Genomic DNA, 23,454 nt, shown 5'->3' with positions numbered 1-23,454 from the left:
GAAAAAGGGGCCGCTTCCGGGTGGAAGCGGCCCCTTCTTCATGCGCGAACCGGGCGATCAGAAGGAGAAGGTGATCGTCCCGTGATAGCTCTGGTTGGTCACGTCGCTGCGGCCGATCGTGGTGTTGGCGCCCACTGACAGCGAGACCTTGTCGCTGGCCGAGAAGGTCAGGCCGGCGCTGGCTTCGGCCCAGTCATTGTCCGAGCTGGCCACCGCGAACAGCGCGTTGGGGCCGACCCCGCCGACGAAGTTCGCGCCGACAAAGCCGGGCTGCCGGCCGAAATCATGCACCCAGTAAGCCGAGACATAGGGCTTGACCGTCGCGCTGTTGCCATGGGCGTTGAACCCCGCGCGGGCCTGGACGCTGTCGAGGCTGCCCGGCTTGTAGACCAGGGCCGGACCGCCGCCCGTCTCGTTGATCGTGTCGAACATGATCCGCGTGGCGCGCAGCGAGACGCGGGGATCGAGCGCGATCGAGCTGCTGACCGGAACCGAGCCGCCGGCGCCGACCTCACCCGAGATGAACAGCGACTGGTCCTTGCCGACCAGGCGATAGCTCGTGCCCGCCAGGCTGACGTTGCGTACCGTGCGCGAGTCGAACACGCCCGCGCTGAACGTGCCGTCGATGAACAGGCCGCCATGCGTCTTGACCTTGCCGTACAGCGTGCCCTGGAAGAGCGTGCTGCTCGCCTCCTGGCCCGCAAAGGCCGGGGTGGAGTCGAGATCGGTATAGGCGAAGGAGAAGCCGAGCAGCCCGCGCTCGCCGACATCGGCCTCGAGGCCTGCCGCGACGAACCAGCCGTTGAACTGGTCGCTGCCGACCAGCGGTACGGCGGTCGGCATCGAGGCGCTGTGGCCGTCGATATAGCCGCCCGCAACGAACGCGCTCATCGTCTCGGGCAGCTTGCCTTCCTGGCTGACCATGCCGCCGCCCGCATCGCTGCGGGTTTCCTGCGTGCCGGGCATGCCGGACGAGGCAAGCGCCGCGATCTGGAACGGCTTGCCGATCATCGCGACCGTGCCGCCGAGATTGCCGGGCTCGAGCGAGGCGAGGCGATCGCGGTAGAAGCGGCCGGTATTGTCGACCGACGCCGTCGCCAGCGCCTGACGCGTGGTCTCGGCGCGGGGCGCCAGGCCTTCGAGCGTGGAGCGGATCGTCGCCGCGTTCTGCATGTCGAGGATGCCGTACAGGTCGCGCAGGCCGTTATAGACGATACGGTCCTGGTCGAGCAGCCTCGCATAGGCGGTCTGCACCGGCGTATTGGCGACGACATTGGCATAGAGCCCGGCATCGATCGTCACCGAGACCGACTGCGCCTGATAGGTCAGGCGCGGCGTCAGGATGGCGCTGATCGGCGCGGGGGTGAGGAACTTGGTCGTGCCGTCGATCGGCTTTTCCGTGGTGAGGAAGGTGTAATTGTCGCCCGCCCGGATGATGTAGCCGGCCGCCGCGGTGAAGCTCACCACGCCGCCGAGGCTGGCCGTGCCGTTGAGCGGGGTCGTGCCGCTGAACGAGGTCGCGGTCACCTTGACAAGATCGGACACGCCGTTCGCGCCCAGGTTGATCATGAGCAGGTTGCCCGAGGACAGGATGATGTTGCCCTGGAAGGTCAAGGTGCCCGTGGTGGTCGGCGTGCCCGGCGCGATGGTGCCGGCGACGCTGGTGAAGAACGGCGCGCGGATCGTGCCGCTGCCGCTTAGGCCGCCGGTCATCATCAGATAGTCGCCGCCCGAGACCAGGGTGCCGTTGACGTTCACTGAACCGGTCGCCTGGGTGACGCCCATCAGGCTGGTCAGCCTGCCGGTCGAGGTGATGTCGAGCGCCGCGGTGCCGCCCGCGATGGTGAAGCGATCGATCGTCACATTGGTGTTCAGCGTGGTCGTGCCGGCGGCCGACAGCGTCACGTCGAAATAGCGCGGCGCGGTGCTGGTCAGGCGGTTGCCGTCATCGTTGTTGGGCACGAAATTGGTCGCGCCCGGCAGGCCGTTGGCCAAGGTGGCTGCCGGCAGCGCCGCCACCACCTGAGCCTGGCTCTGCTGCGAGCCCGTGGCCGTCTGGCTCTCGACCTGCGTTCCCTGGCCGTCGAGCGATGCGACCGACACCACGGCCTTGTCGTTCGCCGCCGTGCCGGTCGCCGCATCCTGGCCGATCGGATGAAGCGCGACCGTCTCGGTGCCGGTCGCAACGTTGAGGCAGTCACTGACGCCGCCGCTCTCGAAACAGGCCTGGCCGAAGCCGGGCTGGTCCGCCGTGCCGGCGCCCGGCGTGGTCGGCAGGCCGTTCACTGCCTGGTTGCTGCCGTTGATGATGTAATAGTTCGGATCGAGGTTCGTGACCCAATGCGTCGCATCGGTCCAGTTGCCGTTGCCGGCGACCGCCGAGACATAATGATAGGGGTTGTTGGCCGCGATCCAGTCCCAATAGAGATAGAGCGGCTGATAGAAGCTCGCGGTGCCATAACCGTTCGGCGGCTGGCCGTTGAAGAAGCGGGTATAGCCGCCGGAAAGCACGCCGATCACGAGCTGCCTGGCATAGGTGCGGTCGAGGATCAGCGGGCCGCCGGAATCGCCGCTGGCGGTGATGCCTTCCTGGGCCACGCCATTGGCATCGATCACGGCATTGTCGCGCCACGCGTTGAAATCGAACATGCTGGCCTGCACCGTCCCGCGGCGGGGGTCATCGAAGTCGATCCAGTAGAGATTCTGGTTCAGCTTGGGGTCGTTGGGCGAGCCGAAGATGAAACCCTCGAAATCATTGAGCGAGGCGAGGCCGCCGATCATGTTTTCGGCAATGCGGCGGCGATAATCGATGCCGCCGGTCGATCCGGTCGTGCCCGTGCCGTTATTGCCATAGCCGGCGAGGGTGACATGATAGCCGGTGCCTGCCGCCGTAGCGGTGCCCGGGTCCGGCAGTTGCGAGAACAGCAACGCCCAGGTCGGGATGCCGGCGGCCGGCGTATCGAGCGAGGCGATCGCGATGTCGCCATAAAGGAAGCCGGCGGCATCCGGTTCGAGCGACAGCGGATTATAGGCGACATAGTTGGCGTCGTACATGTAACGGCTGGTGTTGGTGGCGTAATTGCCCAACCAGCCGCCGAACGCGCTGGCGCCCGCCACATTGTTGTTGCTGCCGAAGCCGAAGCCGATCGGCTGGCCGCCCGAATTCTGGCCATAGGCATTGGCCGCCCGCTCGTTCACGCAATGCGCGGCGAAGATCACGGTGCGCGGATTGATCAGCGTGCCGGTGCACAGGCCGATGAACCCGTTCTGCTCGTCGACGATCATCTGGCCCACGCCGGTGACGTTGACCGGATCGCGCGCGGTGGTCGGCGTGCCCGGAGGACCGGAGATGACGATCTGCGGCTCGAGATAGTCGCTGACCGGTGCGACCGCATACCCATGCTGCGCTTCGAGGAAGGCATTGGTCGGCGCTTCGGAGACGCTGTCCTGCGCCGCGCGATACGCGTTGGTCGGATCCTCGAGATTGGCGCTCTGTGCGTGCGCCGAACCTGCAATGACGATCGACATCGTGGCTGCCGTTGCCAGCAGGAGAGCGCGCGAACGTACCGACGACGCCAGAGAAGCGGTCTTAATCATTGAAATACCCCCGTATTCGGATCCAGGTCGAAACCTTTCTCTCAGATGAACAAAGGCTATCGCTGTGGAAGGGAAGGTCAAGCGGGGATGGGGCCGTTACGGAAGTGTACAGGCTGGAAACCATCAATCGCCCCCAGACTGTGTCCTGAAGGTCACAATGTCGATCAAGGTCAGTAGGGGGCAAGTAAGCACCGAGACGAGCGCGCGGCCGGTGTTCCCGGCGTTCGTCGGTTTTGACACTGGTCATGTTGAATGATGCATGGACCTGTGGAGGCATGGCTCATCTGAGCTCTCGATATATATCCTCGGTATCCTCGTACAGCTCGCGATACACATCGTACGAGCCCTCCTTCAGCTCGCGATAGATGTCGTCCGTCGTCTCCCGCTCCTGCCGCACGCCATAGCGCCACGGATCGAGCCATGCGGGCTCGCGCGGCATCACCGGTTCGGCAAAGGTCAGTGCCAGCGCATCGGCGTCGTCGGGCGAGGCGAGGCCGCGGGCCTTCATATGCTCCTTCTTCTCGAGCAGGATCGAGACCTGATCGGCGGCATAGCCATATTCGACCCCGGTGAGATCGGTCGCCAGCGCCTCCTCGTCGGGGATGGCGCCGCCGGTCAGCCAGCCGCGCATATTGGTCCACATCTCCGAGCGTTTGTTGGCGGTCTGCACGCGCAGATCGCCGGCCCAGACTGCGTCGCGGCCCTTCGCGCCGAACCAGACCTCATAGACATTGTCGAGGCCGAGCTGGCGCAGGCGATCGACCACCGCCGCGCCGATATTGCCGGCATCGACGAAGATCGCGTCGGGATGGAGCGCCTGCGCCTGGAGCGCGACGTCGCCGGCGAGGCTCATCGCATCGACCCGGTGCCAGCGTTTCCACGGGCGCGAGCGGGCGTCGCGGCCGCAACGGATCGCCAGCGTCGAATGATCGTCGCCGAAGCGCGCGCAATCGAGGCCGAAGATCACCGGATCGAGCGTGATCCCGTGCACCTCTCGCGCGCGGGCGAGATCGACCAGGTCGTTGCCGATGAACTGCATCGAGGAGGCAATGGGGAATTGCCCGCGCACGCGCACCTTCACGATGTCGCTGTCTTCGCCATAGGTAGCGACCAGTTCGTCGAGATAGGGTTTGTTGGTACCCTCCACCGTTCGGCTGTCGATCTGCGCGGCGTTCCACAGATGGCGGTGCTTGCCGAAGCATTCGCGGAACGGGCCCGTGTTCATCGTCGGGTTGCCGAAGGCGAGGAACAGGATCTCGGTATCCTCGTCGGTGAGCGCGCCGAGCGCGACTTCCCAGACCTTGGGCGCGATGCCCGAGGCTTCGTCGAAGATCAGGATGATGCGCTTGCCCTGGTTGTGCAGCCCGGCGAACGCCTCGGTATTGGTGACCGACCAGGTGACGAGATCGCTGCGCCAGGAGCGGTCATGGCCGGGCGCGGTCGAGACGAGCGACGTGGCGGTGACGCGGAACCAGTCCTTCGTGAAGGACAGGTTGTGCCATTTGGCGATCTCCGGCGCGGTCTTTGTGAGCAGCTGGCTTTCGGTGTTGGCGGTGGTGACGATGCGGGTGTCCATGCCGGTGTCGAGACCCCATTTGATCAGCATGGCGATGAGCGCCGATTTGCCGATGCCATGGCCCGAGGCGCGGGCGATGCGGCACGGGGTGAAGCGGGTGGCGGGGTTGGAGAGATGGGCCTTGATGTCCTCCATCACCTCGCATTGCCAGGCGCGCGGACCGGACGCGTGGCGCAGGCTGCCCTCACCCCAGGGATAGGCGAACCGAGCATGGGCAAGGGGATCGTGCCGGGACCGCGCGACATGGTCGATGACGGCGTCCGGGACATCCTCTGCCCCCAGGTCGGGCAGTTTGATGGGCGCCGCCCCGCGCGGAGGCTGCTTATTCCGGGACATAGGGCACCTGTCTGTCGGCGACGCGGGCCATGGCCTTGTGCAGGCGCTCGACGAGGCCGCCGGGGTCGTCGAGCGCGCCGGATGCGCCGAGGCGGGCCCATGTCTTCGGATCGCGGGCACGCAGCCATTGCAGCCCGGCGCGGACATCGGCGCGCACTTCGCGGGCATAGCGGAAGATGACCGGGGCGGTGCCGCCAGCAGGCAGGAACACACGCACCGCCTCCTCCTCATAGCCGATCGCGCGTTCGTAGAGCGCGCGCTCCACGCGTTCGTTCGCCCTGGCCTTGCCGAGGGCGGTGGCCTCGGCGAAGTCGGGATAGGCGGCGCGCCATCGGAAGATGGTGCTGCGCGAGACACCGAACTCGGCGGCAAGCTCGCGATCGGTGAAACCGTGGGCGTATTGCTCGCGGGCGCGGCGGGCATAGGCGGGTTTGTAGGTGGTGGGGCGGGTTTCGGTCATGCGGTGGGTTTAGCCGCGTGGAGTGGGAGTTTGAATCAAGCGAGGAACGCGGCTTCTGGGAGTGGTGCTGGGGAGATATGGGACACCGGCTGTGTCATATCTCTTGTGGTGCGCACCTTAATATTATTTATATAATTCAGATATTTATAGGTGATCGACGCAGGGTGAGAGGAGCGCTATGTCTATGGTCCGGGGACGGACGAGCCTCTGGTCTGGTACGAAGGGTCGGGCACCAGCGACCGGCGCTGGCTGCACGCCGATGAGCGGGGCTCGATCATCGCGGTGACGGACGGGTCGGGGGGCGTGATCGGTCTTAATAGCTATGACGAATATGGGGTGCCGGGCAGCGGGAATATCGGGCGGTTCCAGTACACGGGTCAGTCTTATCTGTCGGAGTTTGACCTTTATTATTACAAGGCGCGGATCTACTCGGCCAAGCTCGGTCGGTTTATGCAGACTGACCCTATCGGTTATGGCGACGGCGTAAACTGGTATAATTATGTGGGTGGGGATCCTATAAATAATACTGACCCCTTAGGATTGAAGGTTACCTGCACCGGGTCGATCATCCCGCGCGATAGTTGTGACGGGATGGGTATTGTCACTATCGGGGGCGTATGGGTTCCCAACGGTAGTGGCGATGATGTTTCCGGCGGCGCGGATGGTAGTGATGTAGTAGTGGTTGCTGGGTGGCACTTTGTATCTTATGGTGTTGGGTCTTTAGGCATGTGGCCCCCCTATGATCCATGCAACTTCTCTAATAATTTTTGTAAACTTTATAGGGACCTTCCACTAGATGAACCGCAGAAGGAGAAGGTGTCCATCCCTTGCGCCAATATCCCCGCCGATGCTGGTCCAGTAGTGACAAATACTGCTTCCGCTACGGCGGCTGTAGGTGGTGGAGTAACAGGCTCGCTAGGCGGCTTTGCCATTCCTAGCACGGGGCAGTCAGGATTGTTTTGGACGATCGGTGGTGCTGCAGGCGGTGATGTTTCGGCGTCCTATACGGGTGGAGTCTATCGGAACGCAGGCAGCTTGCGCGGTTTCAGCTGGGGCGGCAGTGCTTCTTGGGGGCCAGTAACGACAGCGACAACTGTGTCCGCCAGCGGACAAATAACCTCAGGCCACTTGGGAACCGGATTGGGTGTCGGAGGGTCGTTAACTGCGAGCGCAACAACGATGTTCCGCTGCTTCGGTCCGGCGAATTAATATGCGGCAATTTACCAAAGGCAGCGCAGTTCTAATTGCGATAGGAATTATTCCTATTTCCTACGTCATATTTTTTCAGAGGCACAATGCTCCGGAACGGGTTTTTAATAACAAGATACTGAATGGTTGTTATTCGGGTGATGGGGTCAAACTTACCATAACTGGAGGGAATTCACTAAAGACCTGGTCTGGGCTTTCCGCCTCAATCGGTCCGTTATCTGAGATAAAGAATGAAGATTATATACATCTAAGTTGGCACGGAGATGCTCGGTTTGCGGGAAAGAGGTTGGACGATTACGTCAGTATTTATCAGAGATCAGGAAGTGTACGATCAATGGTTCTCATAGGAATACCTGACGCGAGGTATAATTTAAAAAAAGTTGATTGTTTGTGACTCTGGCATTGGCCGCAAAGGAGCATTGTAGCGAGTTGGAATTGCGGTGGAATTGCGGTGACAGTCATGGACTGCACCCCTTGAGTGAGACACGATAATTAGGGACAGCGGTTAGCTGTCACGACCAAGGGCTGTCCCCAATTTCACTGTCTCAATCCAGGCGGAAGGAGCTCCAGGAGGGGCTTCGCCCGAGCGCAAGCGCGTTGAGTCTCATTTATATCGCGTACGATTGAATCGCACTTGACTCTTTCTCGCGACTCGCATAAACACATCGTATCCGATGCAATCGGATACGAGTTAAATCATCGAGTGAAAGGACTGACCATGACTGCCAAGACCATCTATTCCGGAACCACGCACAATGTCGGCGGCGCCAACGGCTATACCCGCAGCGCCGATGGCTTTCTCGACCTCCAGTTCGCCGATCCGCATCCCGCCGCGGAAAACTTCTTCGGCGCTGCCTGGTCGGGCTGCTTCATGGGCGCGATCGGCCTTGCCGCCGCGCAGAAGAAGGTCTCGCTTCCCGAGGCCCCGTCGGTCGACGCAACGATCGACCTGCTGATGGAGGGCGGCGAATTCTTCCTGCGCGCCAAGCTCGACGTCACCGTGCCCGGCATCGACATCGACCTGGCCCGCGAGCTGGTCGATCGCGCCCATGAGATCTGCCCTTATTCGAAGGCGACCCGCGGCAATATCGACGTCCAGGTGACCGTGCTCGAGCCCGCTTTCGCCTGAACTGACCGCCCTGGCCGGACGGCGCCCCTTCGGCGCCGTCCGAGCCCTTCCGATTCAATCGGATGCGCTTTAGACCGGGTGCCTATCGACCGGAGCAAGATGATGACCCGCCATTCAGCCGCCCCTGCGACCAAGCTCGGCGATTTCCTCTGCTTCGCCGTCTATTCGGCCAACCTCGCCTTTGGCAGGGCATATCGGCCGATCCTCGACAAGCTCGGCCTGACCTACACCCAGTATGTGACTCTGGTCGCGTTGGGTGAGCAGGACGACCAGACGGTCGGCGATGTGGGTGAGAAGCTGTTCCTCGAATCCAACACGCTGACGCCGATCCTCAAGAAACTGGAGCAGCTCGGTCTGGTCGAGCGCCGGCGAGATCCGACCGACGAGCGCCAGGTTCGAGTCAATGTGACGGCCGCGGGCCGGAAGCTGCAGCGGGAGGTTGAGAACAGCGCCGCCAGCCTGATCGACGCGACGGGTCTTGGCGACGATTTCGCCAAGGTCCAGCAGACGATCGCCAAGCTGCGCGACAATCTGCTGAGCTCGACCAAGGCATAGGTCGGGAGTTGGCGTGGAAATTAGTTAGTGTCCCCGAATTAGAGGCGGCCAATGACAAAGCTTCTCCTGGCAGGCGCCACCGGTATGGTGGGCACGGCGGTGCTGAGGCTGTTGCTGGACGACGCGCGCGTGACCCAGGTGGTCGCGCCGACGCGCCGGCCGCTGCCGCCGCATGCGAAACTGCTGAACCCGATCGTGACCAGCGACGACCTGCCGCTCGATGCCGCGTGGTGGGCGGTCGACGGCGCCATCTCCGCGCTGGGGACGACGCGGGCGAATGCCGGATCGGCCGCGGCCTATCGCGCCATCGACTATGACTATGCGCTCGCCATTGCGACGCAGGTCCGCAAGGGCGGCGCGACCTGCTTTGCCCTGACCTCCTCGATGGGGGCGGATGCGCGGTCGTGGTTTCGCTATCCCCGCACCAAGGGCGAACTCGAGGATGCGATCGATCTCCTCGGTTTCCCGTCGCTGACGATCGTGCGCCCGGGGTTCCTCGGCGGAGAACGCAGCGAGCACAGGCCGATGGAGAAGAGCATCGGCCGGCTGTTGCGCATCGCAGCGCCGATCCTGCCGGCCGGCGCCCGCACCAGCCCCGCATCGACCGTTGCGGCGCTGCTGGTCGAGGCGGCGCTGCAGGGCAAGGCGGGCAGGCGCGTCATCAATTCCAGGGAGATCGCGTTGACCGCCGAGGGTCGTTCCTGACGATGAGTCGGATCGGGCGTGGCAAGCATGCCATTCATGCAGGCGCGCTCAGGCGGCGATCTTCATCCTGCTCATCATGCCCGCTTCGTCGGCACGCAGCGTCAGCACCGATACGCCGGAGGCCGTGACGGCGACGGTGTGCTCGAACTGGGCGGACAGCGAGCCGTCGCTGGTCACGACAGTCCAGCCGTCGGCCTCGGTCCTCACGTTCCGCCGGCCGCGATTGAGCATCGGCTCGATCGTGAAGACCATGCCCTCGCGCAAGGGAAGGCCGGTTCCCGGCTTGCCGAAGTGCAGGATCTGGGGCTCCTCATGCATCTCCCGGCCGATGCCGTGGCCGCAATATTCCCGCACCACGGTATAGCCGTTACGCCTGGCATGGCGGTCGATCGCCCAGCCCACATCTCCCAGCCGCGCGCCCGGGCGGACTGCCCTGATGCCCATCCACAGGGCTTCGTAACTGGTCCGGACCAGCCGCCTGGCGGCCGGATTCACCGCACCGACGAGATAGGTCTTGCTGGAATCGGCGATATAGCCGTTCTTCTCGAGCGTGATGTCGAGATTGACGATGTCGCCGTCCCGCAGCACCGCCGAGGGCGACGGGACGCCGTGGCAGACCACATGGTTCACCGAGGAATTCAATACGAAGCCATAGCCATATTGGCCCTTGCTCGCGGGGCGGGCCTGGAGATCGTGGACGATGAAATGTTCGACCATATCGTCGATCTCAAGGGTCGACATGCCGGCGAGCGGGGTCCGGTCGAGCAGCTCGAACACCGACGCCAGCAGCTGGCCGGATTCGGCCAGCAGTGCCAGCTCCTCAGGCCGCTTCGTCATGTTCGATCAAGGCCAGAGGTTGAGCCGAAAAGCCCGCTGCGCCGAGTTCGCGCGCGATGATCTCGGTGAAGCCGAGCGTGGGATTGGTCTCGCACAGCATGCCGACCCTGATCCACCAGGCGGCCTGCGCGTTGATCGAGCGACACGAGACCTTGCTCGCCCTGCGTAGCCGATCGTGCAAGTCATCCTCTATGTTCACGATGCCCATCGGAGTCTCTCTATACGATTCATATATGGATCGTATATATACTATATGAGGGGAAGCCAAGGGGTGGGGAGCGCCTCGGCCGAGAGCGCGCCCGTTTTGACAGCGCCTACGGCAAATTGGGGAGCACATTCTATCGGAGCGGTGATGGAAAATAAGTATAGTGTCCCCGAATTAAACGTGCGGGCGCAGTGCCACCATGACTGGACGTTGCGCCCGAGCCCGTTTCCGCTTTAACCCCGGGATATGGTGACAGCTTCGGCATTGCGGGACAGGGGCGATCGGGCTCGTGCCGAGCTGGCGGGCCTGATCGATCTGCAGATGTCTCCGCTGGGCCTGGCCGCGATGGACGCCCTGGCGCCGGCGCAGGGGCAGATTATTCTGGATATCGGCTGCGGCGCGGGCGAGACGGTGTTGCAATTGGCGGATCGGGTGGGCCGGGCCGGCCGGGTCATCGGCGTCGACCTGGCGCCGCGCGTCCTGGCGGTGGCGCGGGCGAGAGCGGCCCATCTACCGCAGGTGATGTTCCTGCAGGAGGACGCCGCCGGCCTGACGCTGCCCGATCGGAGCGTCGACGGCATCTTTTCCCGGTTCGGAACGATGTTCTTCGCCGATCCGGTCCCGGCATTCGCGAACATGCGCCGGATGCTGACGCGTCGCGGCAGGATCGGCTTCGTCTGCTGGCGGTCGATGCGGGAAAACGAGCTGGATTTCCTCCCGATCGAGGCGTCGGGGCTGGCGTCGATGATCGACGCCACCCCCTTCAGCTTCGAGGATGCCGACACCATTCGGGATGTGCTTGGTGCGGCGGGCTATGCCCGGATCGAGATCGCGCCGCATGATGTGCAGGTTTCCAGCGGCGACGCCGACGCGATGCTGACGGTGGTCATGCGCGTCGGAGCGCTGGGCAAGGTCCTGAGGGAAACGCCGGCGCTGTTGCCCGAGGCCGAGGCGCGGGTGCGCAGCGCGCTGTCGGCGCGCGAGCGAGACGGCCGGGTGAGCCTCGGCGCAGCGACGTGGATCGTGACCGCCGCCGCCGGCTGAACCGGCCTGCGACATGGCCGGAGGGGAAAGCGCGAGCGCCACGGCGCCCAGGGGCGCGAATTGGTCGGGGAAAGAGGATTCGAACCTCCGGCCCCTGCCTCCCGAAGGCAGTGCTCTACCAGGCTGAGCTATTCCCCGACCAGGGACGAGCCGCGCTGGTATCGCGCGGCAAGGCGACGGCCCTTAGCCGAGGGTTTCGCGGGCATCAAGCCCGCATTCGATACGGGGCGAGGGAAGTGCCGCTTCAGCCGCGTTCAGCCTCTGGCGCCGAGCATGTCCTCGATGCTGGTGAATTTCTCGCGCGGGGCGCCGTCGCGGGCGCGGGCGGTTTCGGCCGCCTCGATCTTCTGCCAGTCGCGGAAGGTGACCACGTCGACATTGCGCTCACCGAGCAGTGAGTCGAGCCCGGCCCGGCCCGCCTTGCCGCTGTTATCGGCCAGGTCGGCGGCGATGTGTTCGGCGATCAGGAAGCCGTCGGGGCGGTTGGTGCCGATCGTGCCGGTCGGCCCGCGCCGCGCCCAGCCGACCGCGTAGAGGCCCGGGCCGATCCGCCCGTCCTGGTTGGCGAAGCGGCCGAGCTTGTCGTCATAGGGCACGCCCTCGATCGGCGGGGTGCGGTAGCCGATGCAGCTGATCACGAGTCCTGCGGGGATCGCATAGGTTTCGCCGGTGCCCAGGGCGCGGCCCTCGGCGTCGATCGCGGTGCGCTCCACGATGACTCGCTCGGCCTTGCCGTCTCCTTCGACGCGGACGGGCATGGCGTAGAAGTCGAAGTCGATGTCGATCTGCTTGCGGTCGGTGCGCGTGGCGAAGTCGCGCAGATGGGTGACCGACTTGCGCTGGCCGGGATCGAGCGCGGCATCCTCCTCGATCGGGGGGAGATCGGCCGCGTCGACATGTGGCACGGCGCGGGCGAGGTGGCCGAGTTCGCCCAGTTCCTTCGGCGTCATCGCGATCTGGTGGGGCCCGCGCCGGGCGAGGATGGTGATGCGGTCGTGGGTCGCGGTGCCGAGATGATCGAGCGCATGGCCGACGATGTCCGATCCGGCGAACTCGCTCTCGGCCTTGGCGAGGATCCGTGCGACGTCGAGCGCGACATTCCCCGCGCCGACCACGACGGCGCCGGGACCGTGGAGTGAGGGGTTCAGGCCGGCGAAATCGGGATGGCCGTTGTACCAGCCGACAAAGGCCGCGGAGCCGACCACGCCGGGCAGATCGTCGCCGGGTACCCCGAGCGGCTTGTCGGCGGGGGCGCCGGTGGCGAGGACAACCGCGTCGTACAGGTCGCCCAGCTCGGCGATGGTGACGTCGCGGCCGACGCTGACATTGCCGACGAAGCGGACATTGTCGGTGAGCGCCACCGCCTCGTAACGGCGCGAGACGCCCTTGATCGATTGATGGTCGGGCGCGACGCCGGTGCGGATCAGGCCGTAGGGGACGGGGAGGCGATCGATGATGTCGACATGGACCTGGTCGCCGAAGGTCTTCTGGCAGGCCTCGGCGGTGTAATAGCCCGCCGGGCCGGAACCGATGATCGCGATGTGACGCAAGGCCCGCTCCTCGTTGTTTGCTGGGATGCTAGCGAGGAGCGGGGGTTGGGGGAAGCGCTCAGCCGCGGCGTTTCGCGCGCCAGGCCTTGACCGCGGCCATGGTGCCGGTGACGTGGCCGGCCGGGCTCATCTCCGAATGGACGAAGATGATCTTGCCGTCGGGCGCGATGACATAGGAGGTGCGGTTGGTCATCACCCGCTCGCCCTTGCCGATATGCACGTCGTAGCCGGAGATCGTCGCCGGCTTGGCCACGCCGACCGGGAAGGCGTCGCGGCATTCGACCTTGGAGAAATCGGCGAGCTTGGCGATCGGGTCGGCGGAGAGGCCGATCAGGGTGGCGCCGTTCTTCTGGAATTCGGACGCGGCGAGGGCGAACTCATGCGCCTCGATCGTGCAGCCCTTGGTGAAGGCGGCGGGGAAGAAATAGAGGACGACCGGGCCTTTGCGCAGGGCGGATTTGAGCGCGAAGTTGAACTGCTTGCCGCCGAGTGCCGCCTCAGTGGTGAAATCGGGCGCCTTGGCCCCGACGGGGAGCGCCGCGTTGGCGGGGACGGCGAGAGCGAAAGAGGCGAGCAGGGCGGCGGCGGCAGCGAGCTTCATGTGAGTCTTCCCTAAAGAGGCCGGAGGAGGCACGCGCGTCATACTCCGCCCGCCGTTACGGCACCACCGCGAAAAAGGCCGCCGCGCTAGGGACGCGGCGACCTTCCAAAGCGGTCCGAAGACCAGCCTTATTTCGCGAGCGGTGCTGCGTCCGCGGCATTTTCGGGCAGGCCGCCGAGCTGGCTGACCAGCTTGATATAGGCGTCGAGATAGGCGAGCACGATGACCTGGCCGATCGCGGTATCCTGATAGCCGCCGCCGCCGGCACCGCCGAACGCACCGCCGCCGAACACCGCGCCGCCGCCGCCGAAGCTGACGTCGGACTTACGGGCATGGCCCTCGGTCAGCGCCTCTTCCTCGGTGGTGCGGGCGTTGACGACCGACAGGGTCACCGCCGCTTCCTTCTTGTTGACGTTGATGCCGCCGGCGATCGCACCGATGCCGCCGAACAGGCCGCCGCCGCGGCCGAGCAGGCCGCCCAGCGCGGCACCCGCGCCGCCGCCGCCCGAGCGGTTGTTGGCGGTGACGATGTCGGGCTGGAGGAAATAATCCGCCGCCTTCACCTGGCCCTTGCCAAGGTTCGAGCCGTCCTGCAGCTCGCCCGAATCCGCCATGGCGCGTTCCATGTTGCGGCTGTTCATCGAGCGGCCGCGATTGACCAGGCCGAAACAGCCGGACTTCTGGACGAACACCTTGATGATCGCCTCCGGGCTGCCGAGATTATATTCGCGCCACCATTGATTGTCGGGATCGACGATCGCGATGGTGCCGATCCGCTTGCGGCAGACGGGAATGTTGAGCTCGCCGTTCTTCTGCATCTGATAGGCCGAGGACCCCTTGTCCTTGGCGATAGCGGGCGTGGCGGCGAAAGCGGCAGCGAGCGCGCCGAGCGCGGCACTGGTCAGGAAAATACGCATGGTGATCCCCTAAGTCCTCGCTCGCCCTGTTCTCCCGGGTGCGAGCGTTCAACGATGGTGCGACCCCGTGACGGCGCCAATATTAGCACCGCCCCGATAGCCGCGCTAGGCACTTCGCGGCGGATGACAGCATAAGTCATGATTGCCATCACCCTGCCATCCTCTTCAAAGCGCCTCTCGTCGGCGTCGTCAGATACGGGTCTAGTCGCCCGGCGGATGCAGGGTGAAGGCGGGTGCGACGGAGAGTCGACGGCCGCGCGACGGCGGCGACCAACGGGGATGGCACGGGCGGGGGCGGCCCATGTCGCGCGACCCCCTTCGCAGACGCCGCCGCGCCTGCTAACGCGCGTCCGATCATGTCGACCGACCTTTCCCGAATCCGCAATTTTTCGATCATCGCCCATATCGACCATGGCAAGTCGACCCTGGCCGATCGCCTGATCCAGGCGACGGGGGGCTTGAGCGACCGTGAGATGTCCGAGCAGGTGCTCGACAATATGGACATCGAGCGCGAGCGCGGCATCACCATCAAGGCGCAGACCGTGCGGCTGCGCTACAAGGCGCAGGACGGGCTCGATTACGAGCTGAACCTGATGGACACGCCGGGGCATGTCGATTTCGCCTATGAAGTGAGCCGCAGCCTCGCCGCGTGCGAGGGCGCGCTGCTGGTGGTGGACGCGGCGCAGGGCGTCGAGGCGCAGACGCTCGCCAATGTCTATCAGTCGATCGAGCACGACCATGAGATCGTGCCGGTCATCAACAAGATCGATCTGCCCGCGGCCGACCCGGACAAGGTGAAGGCCGAGATCGAGGAAGTGATCGGCCTGGACGCGTCCAACGCGGTGCTGACCTCGGCCAAGGCCGGCATCGGCATCGCCGATGTGCTGGAAGCGGTGGTCACCCGCATCCCGCCGCCCAGGGGCGATATCGACGCGCCGCTGAAGGCGATGCTGATCGACAGCTGGTACGACCCCTATCTCGGCGTCGTCATCCTGATCCGCGTGATGGCCGGCGTCCTGAAAAAGGGCCAGCAGATCAAGTTCATGCAGACCGGCACGCTGCATCTGGTCGACCGGGTCGGCTGTTTCCGGCCGAAGATCGAGCAGCTGAACGAGCTGGCCGTCGGCGAGATCGGCTTCATCACCGCGCAGATCAAGGAAGTGGCGCAGACCCGGGTCGGCGACACCATCACCGACGCGAAGCGGCCTGCCGCCGAGCCGCTGCCGGGCTTCAAGGAAGTCCAGCCGGTGGTGTTCTGCGGGCTGTTCCCGGTCGATGCCAACGACTTCGAGAAACTGCGCGAGAGCATTTCCAAGCTGCGGCTGAACGATGCGAGCTTCAGCTTCGAGATGGAGACCAGCGCGGCATTGGGCTTCGGCTTTCGCTGCGGCTTCCTCGGGCTGCTGCACCTCGAGATCATCCAGGAGCGGCTGACCCGCGAATACGACCTGGACCTGATCACCACCGCGCCGTCGGTGGTCTATCAGATCGAGCTCACCCATGGCGGCGGGCATGTCGAGCTGCACAACCCGGCGGACATGCCCGATCCCAACAAGATCGAGAGCATTGCGGAGCCGTGGATCGAGGCGGTGATCTATGTGCCCGACGAGTATCTCGGCAGCATCCTGAAGCTGTGCCAGGACCGGCGCGGCATCCAGAAGAACCTGACCTATGTCGGCGGCCGCGCGCAGGCGACGTACGAGCTGCCGCTCAACGAAGTGGTGTTCGATTTCTACGACCGGCTGAAGAGCATCAGCCGCGGCTATGCCAGCTTCGACTATCACCAGATCGGCTATCGCGAGGGCGACCTGGTCAAGATGAGCATCCTGGTCAACAACGAGCCGGTCGATGCGCTGAGCATGATCGTGCACCGCGGCACCGCCGAAGCGCGCGGGCGCGGCATGTGCGAGCGGCTGAAGGACCTGATCCCGCGGCATCTGTTCAAGATCCCGATCCAGGCGGCGATCGGCGGCAAGGTGATCGCGCGCGAGACGATCGCCGCGCTGCGCAAGGACGTGACGGCGAAATGTTACGGCGGCGACGCCAGCCGCAAGCGCAAGCTGCTCGACAAGCAGAAAGAGGGCAAGAAGCGGATGCGGGAATATGGCTCGGTGAGCATTCCGCAGGAGGCGTTCATTGCGGCGCTGAGGATGGGCGACGAAGGCTGAGCGCCCGAGGCCGGGGAGGGGATTGCGCCAGCAATCGCCGAACTGGACGAGGATCAGCGCCAGCCCGGCCGGCGACCGGTCGAGCTTGCCCTCGACCGGATCGTCCGACGACGCGGCTTTGCCGCGGCGCCACTCGGCATCCAGCCGGGTTTTCCGACTTTCTTTTTTTCTTCCGCTGTTATGTTGGATTTTTGGGCGAAAATCGGCGTGTGAATTCAGCGACTTGATGCCCGTTTTCCCTGTTACGCCATAACAGCGGAAAAACGCGTCGAAATTCGGGGATTTTTTCCGCTGTTCGCGACGAATTCGCGCCGGAATCGCCGCTGCTTGATTCAAACGCGCGCATGGATGGGATAATGAGGGGGCTGGATCGTCCATGGCGGGTGCGTGCCATGGCCGAACGGAAGGTTGAATCGAGCGACGGGTTCCGTGCCCGTCCACGGAATAGATGTGTCAACGGTGCGCCGTTATCGCGCGCTACCCATTGAGTGGGCCGTCACCAGAGTGGCCAAACGCAACGTCAAAGGCCGGACAGAATCTCCGCCTTTTTCGCCTCGAAGTCGGCGTCGCTGATCAAGCCGCTCTCGTGCAGCTGTTGGAGCTCGGCCAGCCGGGCAGCCAGTGTGCCGTGTGGCGGCGGATCCATGGTCATCGTGCCGACCGTGACATTGCCTTGCCGCATTGCCGCCGCGACGAGCCCTGCCATCCTCTGGAGGTCCTGCGGGGTCCCGTCGTTTCCGGCGGTGAAGGCGCCGAAGCTCGACGAGGTGTCGCGCGCTTCGGCCTTGCGACGCATGCGCGGCGCGGCGAAGATCAGCAGAGCGGCGAAGATCAGCGCCGAATAGAGCGGAAAGGCGATCGCGATCCCGTCAAAGGTGATGTCGTCGCGCGTCTCTTCCTTCCCCTCGCCGGTGACGCAGACAATGTGGCGGTGCACACCGCTCCCGCCGGACGGCGTGGTGTAGCTATCCGAATCGTCGATGACCTTGCCCGAACAGAATGGCCCGGCGGCCCAGCTGGTGACGGGCGCCCACATCGTCGTGCCTATCCCTGCGACAAAGAAGCCGAGGCCGAGGCTGAGCGGAAGCAACATGCCGAGCGCCGTCCGCCAGGGACGGTAGGACGGTTTGGCTGGCATGGCTGTTCCCCCGCGCCGGTGGCGACGCGGCGGTGAACCTAAAGCAAGTGCTGCAGGCGGACAATCACGCGCCGGACCGCCACCGACCGTTCGATCGGCAGATCGGCTTATTACCTCGGACAGGTCGCATACCGCACCGGTCGCTGGGCAATTAAGTGGAGTGTCACCGTAATCCCATCAATGTATGGTCCGGAAAGCAAAAGAGTACCTTCACGTTCGAAGGAAATCAGTCCATGGTCGATCAAATCGTCAAGCGGTTTATGAAGGAGCGGCCATGAGTAGTTACGAGGAGGATTTACGCTTGGCGCTAAAGCCTGAGTTCGACGCAGGTCTTTTGCGCGAAGTTGATGATTTGTCTGATATTTTTGACAGGCTTGCGAAAGCTTATCCGCCGAGTGGATCGAAGATCGATTGGAAAACTATTCCGGGGTCGATTGAGGAATTTGAGGAAGATGTTTCTCTTCAAAGTGAACGATTTGTCGATTTTTTCGACAACGTTATACATAGATTTGATCTAACTGGTCCGGTTACCTATGTGAGTGATAGTGCAATAAATTTTGCGCTAGAGGGATCTATTGAAGCGGTACGGCGCGCATTGCCAGAATTGATAGAAATTCCTCAGCATCATTATTTTATAGGTCCAAGATATTCTTGGTGCATTTCAATGACAATGGAAGGGGATATGGCGTTCGGGATTTCTGTTATCCGTTAATGACGCTTCCGCCGATTTGAGCATGAGTAGCATTTGCTATTGCTGCGGAGAATGTTGCCCAGACTGGCGCTAGAGAGGTTGGGGTTACGGTGACAGTTTACTAATTATCCGACATTCGCTACCGTGGCATATGGCGCGCTTGGCAAGAGTTGTGATCCCCGGTGTTCCGCACCACATCACGCAACGCGGCAATCGGCGGGGCCAGACCTTCTTCGAAGACGCGGACTACGCGCTCTACCGTGACCTGCTCGGCGAGGCGGCGGGCAGGGCCGGGGCTGAGGTCTGGGCCTATTGCCTGATGCCCAACCATGTCCATGTCATCCTGACGCCGTCGGACCCGGATGGCCTGCGCCGGACCTTCGCGGAGTTGCATCGCCGCTACACCGGCATCATCAACGCCCGGCATCGCTGGACCGGGCATTTGTGGCAGGGCCGGTTCGGGTCGGTCGCGATGGACGATGCCTATCTGGCCAATGCCGCCCGCTATGTGGCGATGAACCCCGTTCGCGCCGGCCTGGTCGAAAGGGCGGAGGACTGGCGATGGTCGAGCGTCGCCGCCCATCTGGCGGGCAGGGACGATGGTGTCGTCAAGGTGCGCCCGGTGCTCGATCGTACGGGAGACTTCCGCGCCTTTCTCGGGGAGGATGAGGATGCCGCAGCTTATGCCGCGTTGCGCCAGTCCGAGACCACCGGCAGGCCGCTGGGTGGTTCGGCCTGGATCACGGCGATCGAGCGGCAAACCGGCAGAACCCTCGCGCCGCAACGGCGAGGGCCAAAGCCGAAAGCTGCTAATTAGTAAACTGTCACCGTAATAGAAAGCTACTAATTAGTAAACTGTCACCGTAATTGTCACCGTAATAAGGAACGATCGGCGCGCCGATACCGGCCGATCCAACCCGTCAGGGCTGCGCACCGCCTGTCGCCGCCCCAGCCGCCGCCTTCAGATCAATCACCTTGTCTCGCTGATACCCCAATACTCCCGGGATGGCCGGCATGCGCGCGATCCCGATGCCGAAAAAATTGTTCATCTTGCCCACCGCGTGAAAATCCGCCTGAGCCGATGGGAAGGATTTGAGCGATGCGGGTAATCCCCATTCGAATTTGGCGACCTCGGCCTTTCGCTTGCCGAGGACGGTGAGATGCATCCACAGGGGCATAAAGCCCGCCCCGGGTAGCGGCGGATCGAGCTGGGGCTGAAAAATCGCTGCCACCAGGAAATTCCCTGCATCGGTGATGACGCCTGGTTTCACCTCGAACTTCACGCTGCCCATGCAGGAACAGGCACCCATATATCCGGCATTTGGATCGAACAGGATCGGGCCGTAATACACATAGGTCCCGGGCGGTGCCTTCATGAAATAGCTGTAATAACTACCCTCTTTGTCCTTGTTGAACACATTCATCGGTCCGAACGACATACTGGTTCGCGTTTCGATGTCGCCGATCGTGAAGGTCTCCGGCGTTGGTTTAACGGGTTTGTTCCCTATTTTTGTGCCCGTCGCTCCAGCCTTTTTATCGGATTCCCAAGAGGCCAGCTGCTTGAGATATTTGGCCGTTGCCTTGGCGAATGCAGCGTCCCAATCCTTCTTGTAGGCGTCGATATCGGCCTGATCGGGCACCTTCAGGAACATGCCCCACTGCCGAAAGGGTCCGTGGAGATAGATATAGCCGCTCGCGGGATCGAAGCTGAACTTGCCCGCGACGAGTTGTTTTTCTTCGATCGATTGAGCTTGCACGGGGCTGATCTGCAGGCCGAGTAGGAGAAGCCCCGCAATCAGAAATGCCGGTATCTTCATGGCTCAAGCACCTTGTATTGCGGTTTGGGGCCGGCGGCGACTTTGGCCTGCTGCAACAGATCAGCTTCGCGCTCCTCATCCTTCTTGCGGCCATTCCCCTCTTCGAAATTAAAGGCTTTCCAGAGCCCCTCGCTCATGCCGTAGCGCTGATATTCCTTGTACGACATGCAGTTGCGAATATTAATGCGGTGAATCTTCCGCCGTTGAGCCGATCCGAAAACCGCATCCGCGAGCGCACTGCCGATGGCGGCGCCGAGCGCACCGGCCAGGCCATATTGTCCCATGTAGAGATTGTCCTGACCGCCATAATAACGGATGCCGCTCGCGAGCGCGTCGCACTCCTTGATGTCGGCATAAGCCTCATCGAAACTCGTATTGTCGCGGTGGAAGAAGAAATATTTGTCGTAGGTTTGAACGTCGGCCGGCGCTTCGACGAAAACGAGGTCAGGCATCGCGACCCTGGCGATTTCTTCCGGAGCGAAATGCCGGACGGGCGGTTCCGATTTGATCGCCTGAGCATGCGCTGCCCCTGACGACATCAGAAGCGCAATGACGATTGCCAGGCGCATAGACATTTCCCCCGATCCCTGCGTTTTGCAAGGAGCCCTCACGCGTTATCGAAACGCGGCCGATGCCTGTCAACGGCGGATCATTCGATCGGCCGATGCGATTTACGTCAACAGCGCGCCAGCCCCCCGCTCAGTCATACCCCGCCAGAGCGTCCGCAACCCGGGCACGTGCGGTCCACTCAATTGACCGAAGCGGGGTGATCGTTTTTGCGCCTTTAGCTACCTGCGCTTCCACCGGGATCCGCAGGCGCGCGACGGTCGCCCAAGGTTCGCGCGATCAGAACCGCCAGCACCGGAATGAGCACCGCGTAGATATATTGCGTCCGCGAGACCCCGATGCCGAACGGGAACCAGATGCCCGGCACACCGATCGGATCCAGCAACTCGCCGCCGAAGAAGGCGAGGGTGGTCAGTGCCAGAGCGATGATGGCGTGAATCCGCATCGGCCCGCCCAGGACGATGCGCGCGCCGATGACGACGAAGAGCGCGATCGATCCGAGGCGGCCAGCGCTTGTCACGCTTGCCGCGTTAGTGGCGGCGGCGACGATCTGGGCGGCCGCGAGCGCGAGCGCCGCCACATCGATGATGCGCCATCGACGCTCGCACCAGCGATTCCACGCCAGCGCCCAGGCGGCCACCGTCGGCATCCACATGAACTGCGCCAGCCACGCATAGGTGGGCAGATCCAGCAGATCGGTCCAGGCGACGACCGCGTTGTTGAGGCGGCGGGCCCCCGCCAGTGCAAGCGCGATGGCAGTGAAGATCAGGAAACCCCGGAAACTGCTGCGAGGCCGGCACCAGAGCGCCAGTCCGGCGAGCAGGAACATCGCCAGCGGCTCGATCGCATCGACGACATAACCGGCGATCGTTCGCTCCCATTGCGCGCGGTGAAGTCCATCGCCGACCGGTCGGGGCGCCAGGATGGGCGGGCTGTGCAGGCCGCCGCCTTCGGCGCTGGGCGCAGGGGCGGGCAGCATGAGGGCGCGGACGGCAAGCACGCCGCGTGTGCCCGCCGCGTCGGCCGGAAGGGCAAAGCGCATCGGCCGCGTGCCGACGACACGCGGATGCGGACCTAGCCGGCCCGAGCCGCCCAGCAGCCGGCCGTTCCAATAGAGTTCGTATCCGTCCTCGACGAGGGTCGGCCCGAGCACGTCCCATGATGCGCGCCCCGCCGGCACGGTCACCACGCGCCGGTACCAGGCATAGCCGGTGTAGCCGGGATGGCCATGTGCCATCCAGCCACCGACATAGTCGGGCAGGCCGACATCGCCGTCATGGCTGCTGGGCGCGGCGGTGAGATCGATCGTCTCCCAATCGCTGTCGTCCGCATCGGCGCCGGCCCAGCGCGGATCATCGCCGGTGTGGAATCGCCAGGGGCCGTCGAGCAAGGTTGCCGCGGCGCGCAGCGACGGCGGATCGGGCCGGCCGCCGCGCGCCAGATCGGCGATCACGACGGCCCATGCCAGCAGGGTTGCCAGGGCGATCCAGACGAACAGCGTGCGTCGCGTGGCATGGATCGATTTGGGCATGGCGCAGGCAGGTTAGGGGCAGAACGGGCGGACAGGCAACCGATGCGAGACGAGCGACCAAGTCGAGTATCCGAACGGGAATCTCGGCGACAGGACATCTTGCGATGTCAGAATAATTATCGTTATACTTCAATGATATGGTTGAAAAATGAGCGCGCCGTCACCGGAATCCGCAATGCGCCCTTGACAATGAGTGACTGAACAGTCATTTAATGGCCAACAGGAAACATACAGGTGGAACGGCATGGCTCGACCTCTTAGCGATGATCGCAGGCACAGCATCATCATCGCGGCGACCGAACTGATGGCAGAGCGAGGCCTGGGCACATCCACCGCCGACATCGCGAAGCATGCCCGCATCTCGAACGGATCCGTCTTCACCTATTTCGAGACGAAGACGGACCTGTTCAACGCCATCTATGCCGCATGGAAGGATGACCTGATCGAAACCGTTTCGGCGGCCATCCCCGCCGACCAGGACGAGAAATCACAATTGAGGTGTTTCTGGGTTGCCCGCACGCACTGGGGCATCGCCAATCCCGGAAAGCGCAAGGTTCTGGCGCAGTTGCATGTCTCCGATCAGATTACCGACGCGAACCGTCGGGCAGCCACGATATCGGCCGCACCGGTGCTCGACCTGATCGATCGGGTGGCCAGGCGGGGAACATTGCGCGCCGCGCCGCGTGCCTATGTCGTGGAGCTGGTCGAAGGGATGGCGGGCACGACGATGGACTTCATGATCGCCAATCCGGCGATGGCGGAAAACGCTTCACAGGCCGGCTTCGACGCCTTGTGGCGCATGCTTGCCTGAAAATTTCACT

General features: G+C 63.6%; 21 protein-coding genes and 1 tRNA gene. 9 read left to right on the top strand and 13 right to left on the bottom strand.

The features are described 5' to 3' along the window. Positions 1 to 57: 57 nt before the first annotated feature. From AC1RT8_RS16650 to AC1RT8_RS16640, 3 genes are all read right to left on the bottom strand, one after another. Positions 58 to 3,528 (bottom strand): autotransporter domain-containing protein, encoded by a 3,471-nt coding sequence (locus tag AC1RT8_RS16650; RefSeq protein WP_493076769.1) that lies wholly within the window; start codon positions 3,526 to 3,528, stop codon positions 58 to 60. Positions 3,529 to 3,877: 349 nt separating this feature from the next. Beyond that, the gene (locus AC1RT8_RS16645) at positions 3,878 to 5,509 is read right to left on the bottom strand and encodes a terminase (RefSeq protein ID WP_493076768.1); all 1,632 of its coding nucleotides are present in this window, start codon (positions 5,507 to 5,509) and stop codon (positions 3,878 to 3,880) included. Then, a complete protein-coding gene (locus AC1RT8_RS16640; RefSeq protein WP_493076767.1) occupies positions 5,496 to 5,969 on the bottom strand; it encodes a helix-turn-helix domain-containing protein in 474 nt (157 codons plus the stop codon). The genes AC1RT8_RS16645 and AC1RT8_RS16640 overlap by 14 nt, the downstream gene beginning before the upstream one ends. A gap of 303 nt (positions 5,970 to 6,272) precedes the next feature. Here AC1RT8_RS16640 and AC1RT8_RS16635 point away from each other — a divergent pair, with 303 nt between their 5' ends. From AC1RT8_RS16635 to AC1RT8_RS16620, 4 genes are all read left to right on the top strand, one after another. Then, positions 6,273 to 7,178: an RHS repeat-associated core domain-containing protein gene (locus AC1RT8_RS16635; RefSeq protein ID WP_493076766.1), complete on the top strand. Its 906-nt coding sequence runs from the start codon at positions 6,273 to 6,275 to the stop codon at positions 7,176 to 7,178. A 718-nt stretch (positions 7,179 to 7,896) separates the two neighbouring features. Next, positions 7,897 to 8,307, top strand: coding sequence for an Ohr family peroxiredoxin (locus tag AC1RT8_RS16630; protein ID WP_493076765.1), 411 nt, complete (start codon positions 7,897 to 7,899; stop codon positions 8,305 to 8,307). A 102-nt stretch (positions 8,308 to 8,409) separates the two neighbouring features. Next, entirely contained in the window at positions 8,410 to 8,862 is a 453-nt protein-coding gene (locus tag AC1RT8_RS16625; RefSeq protein WP_493076764.1) for a MarR family winged helix-turn-helix transcriptional regulator, read from the top strand. A 51-nt stretch (positions 8,863 to 8,913) separates the two neighbouring features. Continuing rightward, a complete protein-coding gene (locus AC1RT8_RS16620; RefSeq protein WP_493076763.1) occupies positions 8,914 to 9,567 on the top strand; it encodes a Rossmann-fold NAD(P)-binding domain-containing protein in 654 nt (217 codons plus the stop codon). A 48-nt stretch (positions 9,568 to 9,615) separates the two neighbouring features. On the opposite strand, the gene map is transcribed toward AC1RT8_RS16620, so the two are convergent. Both map and AC1RT8_RS16610 read right to left on the bottom strand, forming a co-directional pair. Then, entirely contained in the window at positions 9,616 to 10,404 is a 789-nt protein-coding gene (map, locus tag AC1RT8_RS16615) for a type I methionyl aminopeptidase (RefSeq protein ID WP_493076762.1), read from the bottom strand. Further along, positions 10,388 to 10,612: a ParD-like family protein gene (locus tag AC1RT8_RS16610; RefSeq protein ID WP_493076761.1), complete on the bottom strand. Its 225-nt coding sequence runs from the start codon at positions 10,610 to 10,612 to the stop codon at positions 10,388 to 10,390. The genes map and AC1RT8_RS16610 overlap by 17 nt, the downstream gene beginning before the upstream one ends. A 243-nt stretch (positions 10,613 to 10,855) precedes the next feature. Between AC1RT8_RS16610 and AC1RT8_RS16605 the strand changes: the two genes are divergently transcribed. Beyond that, a complete protein-coding gene (locus tag AC1RT8_RS16605) occupies positions 10,856 to 11,653 on the top strand; it encodes a class I SAM-dependent methyltransferase (RefSeq protein ID WP_493076760.1) in 798 nt (265 codons plus the stop codon). A 61-nt stretch (positions 11,654 to 11,714) separates the two neighbouring features. Here the strand turns inward: AC1RT8_RS16605 and AC1RT8_RS16600 are convergent. The 4 genes from AC1RT8_RS16600 to AC1RT8_RS16585 all read right to left on the bottom strand — a co-directional run bounded on the left by AC1RT8_RS16600 (position 11,715) and on the right by AC1RT8_RS16585 (position 14,721). Then, positions 11,715 to 11,791, bottom strand: a tRNA-Pro gene (locus AC1RT8_RS16600). Between the two features lie 116 nt (positions 11,792 to 11,907). Beyond that, positions 11,908 to 13,203: an FAD-dependent oxidoreductase gene (locus AC1RT8_RS16595; RefSeq protein WP_493076759.1), complete on the bottom strand. Its 1,296-nt coding sequence runs from the start codon at positions 13,201 to 13,203 to the stop codon at positions 11,908 to 11,910. A gap of 58 nt (positions 13,204 to 13,261) precedes the next feature. Beyond that, a complete protein-coding gene (locus AC1RT8_RS16590) occupies positions 13,262 to 13,804 on the bottom strand; it encodes a peroxiredoxin (RefSeq protein WP_493076758.1) in 543 nt (180 codons plus the stop codon). 128 nt (positions 13,805 to 13,932) lie between these two features. Further along, positions 13,933 to 14,721, bottom strand: coding sequence for a CsgG/HfaB family protein (locus tag AC1RT8_RS16585; RefSeq protein WP_493076757.1), 789 nt, complete (start codon positions 14,719 to 14,721; stop codon positions 13,933 to 13,935). A 356-nt stretch (positions 14,722 to 15,077) separates the two neighbouring features. On the opposite strand from AC1RT8_RS16585, the gene lepA reads away from it, so the two are divergent. Continuing rightward, positions 15,078 to 16,889 (top strand): translation elongation factor 4, encoded by a 1,812-nt coding sequence (lepA, locus tag AC1RT8_RS16580; protein ID WP_493076756.1) that lies wholly within the window; start codon positions 15,078 to 15,080, stop codon positions 16,887 to 16,889. Positions 16,890 to 17,409: 520 nt separating this feature from the next. On the opposite strand, the gene AC1RT8_RS16575 is transcribed toward lepA, so the two are convergent. Beyond that, positions 17,410 to 18,027: an SHOCT domain-containing protein gene (locus AC1RT8_RS16575; protein WP_493076755.1), complete on the bottom strand. Its 618-nt coding sequence runs from the start codon at positions 18,025 to 18,027 to the stop codon at positions 17,410 to 17,412. Between the two features lie 274 nt (positions 18,028 to 18,301). Here AC1RT8_RS16575 and AC1RT8_RS16570 point away from each other — a divergent pair, with 274 nt between their 5' ends. Further along, on the top strand, positions 18,302 to 18,739 hold the full coding sequence (locus tag AC1RT8_RS16570; RefSeq protein WP_493076754.1) for a hypothetical protein: 438 nt from the start codon (positions 18,302 to 18,304) through the stop codon (positions 18,737 to 18,739). Between the two features lie 151 nt (positions 18,740 to 18,890). Beyond that, complete coding sequence (locus tag AC1RT8_RS16565; protein ID WP_493076753.1) at positions 18,891 to 19,535, top strand: transposase; 645 nt, start codon at positions 18,891 to 18,893, stop codon at positions 19,533 to 19,535. Positions 19,536 to 19,638: 103 nt separating this feature from the next. On the opposite strand, the gene AC1RT8_RS16560 is transcribed toward AC1RT8_RS16565, so the two are convergent. The 3 genes from AC1RT8_RS16560 to AC1RT8_RS16550 all read right to left on the bottom strand — a co-directional run bounded on the left by AC1RT8_RS16560 (position 19,639) and on the right by AC1RT8_RS16550 (position 22,633). Beyond that, positions 19,639 to 20,535, bottom strand: coding sequence for a hypothetical protein (locus AC1RT8_RS16560; protein ID WP_493076752.1), 897 nt, complete (start codon positions 20,533 to 20,535; stop codon positions 19,639 to 19,641). Beyond that, positions 20,532 to 21,104 carry a hypothetical protein gene (locus AC1RT8_RS16555; RefSeq protein WP_493076751.1) on the bottom strand — a complete coding sequence of 191 codons (573 nt, stop codon included), beginning with the start codon at positions 21,102 to 21,104 and terminating at the stop codon, positions 20,532 to 20,534. The genes AC1RT8_RS16560 and AC1RT8_RS16555 overlap by 4 nt, the downstream gene beginning before the upstream one ends. 215 nt (positions 21,105 to 21,319) lie before the next feature. Further along, positions 21,320 to 22,633, bottom strand: a complete 1,314-nt coding sequence (locus tag AC1RT8_RS16550; protein WP_493076750.1) for a hypothetical protein — start codon at positions 22,631 to 22,633, stop codon at positions 21,320 to 21,322. A 193-nt stretch (positions 22,634 to 22,826) separates the two neighbouring features. On the opposite strand from AC1RT8_RS16550, the gene AC1RT8_RS16545 reads away from it, so the two are divergent. After that, the gene (locus AC1RT8_RS16545; protein ID WP_493076749.1) at positions 22,827 to 23,444 is read left to right on the top strand and encodes a TetR/AcrR family transcriptional regulator; all 618 of its coding nucleotides are present in this window, start codon (positions 22,827 to 22,829) and stop codon (positions 23,442 to 23,444) included. Positions 23,445 to 23,454 lie beyond the last annotated feature (10 nt).

This window comes from Sphingomonas sp. GW821-FHT10F11 (assembly GCF_058809095.1).
This window is presented reverse-complemented; position numbering and strand designations above follow the sequence as displayed.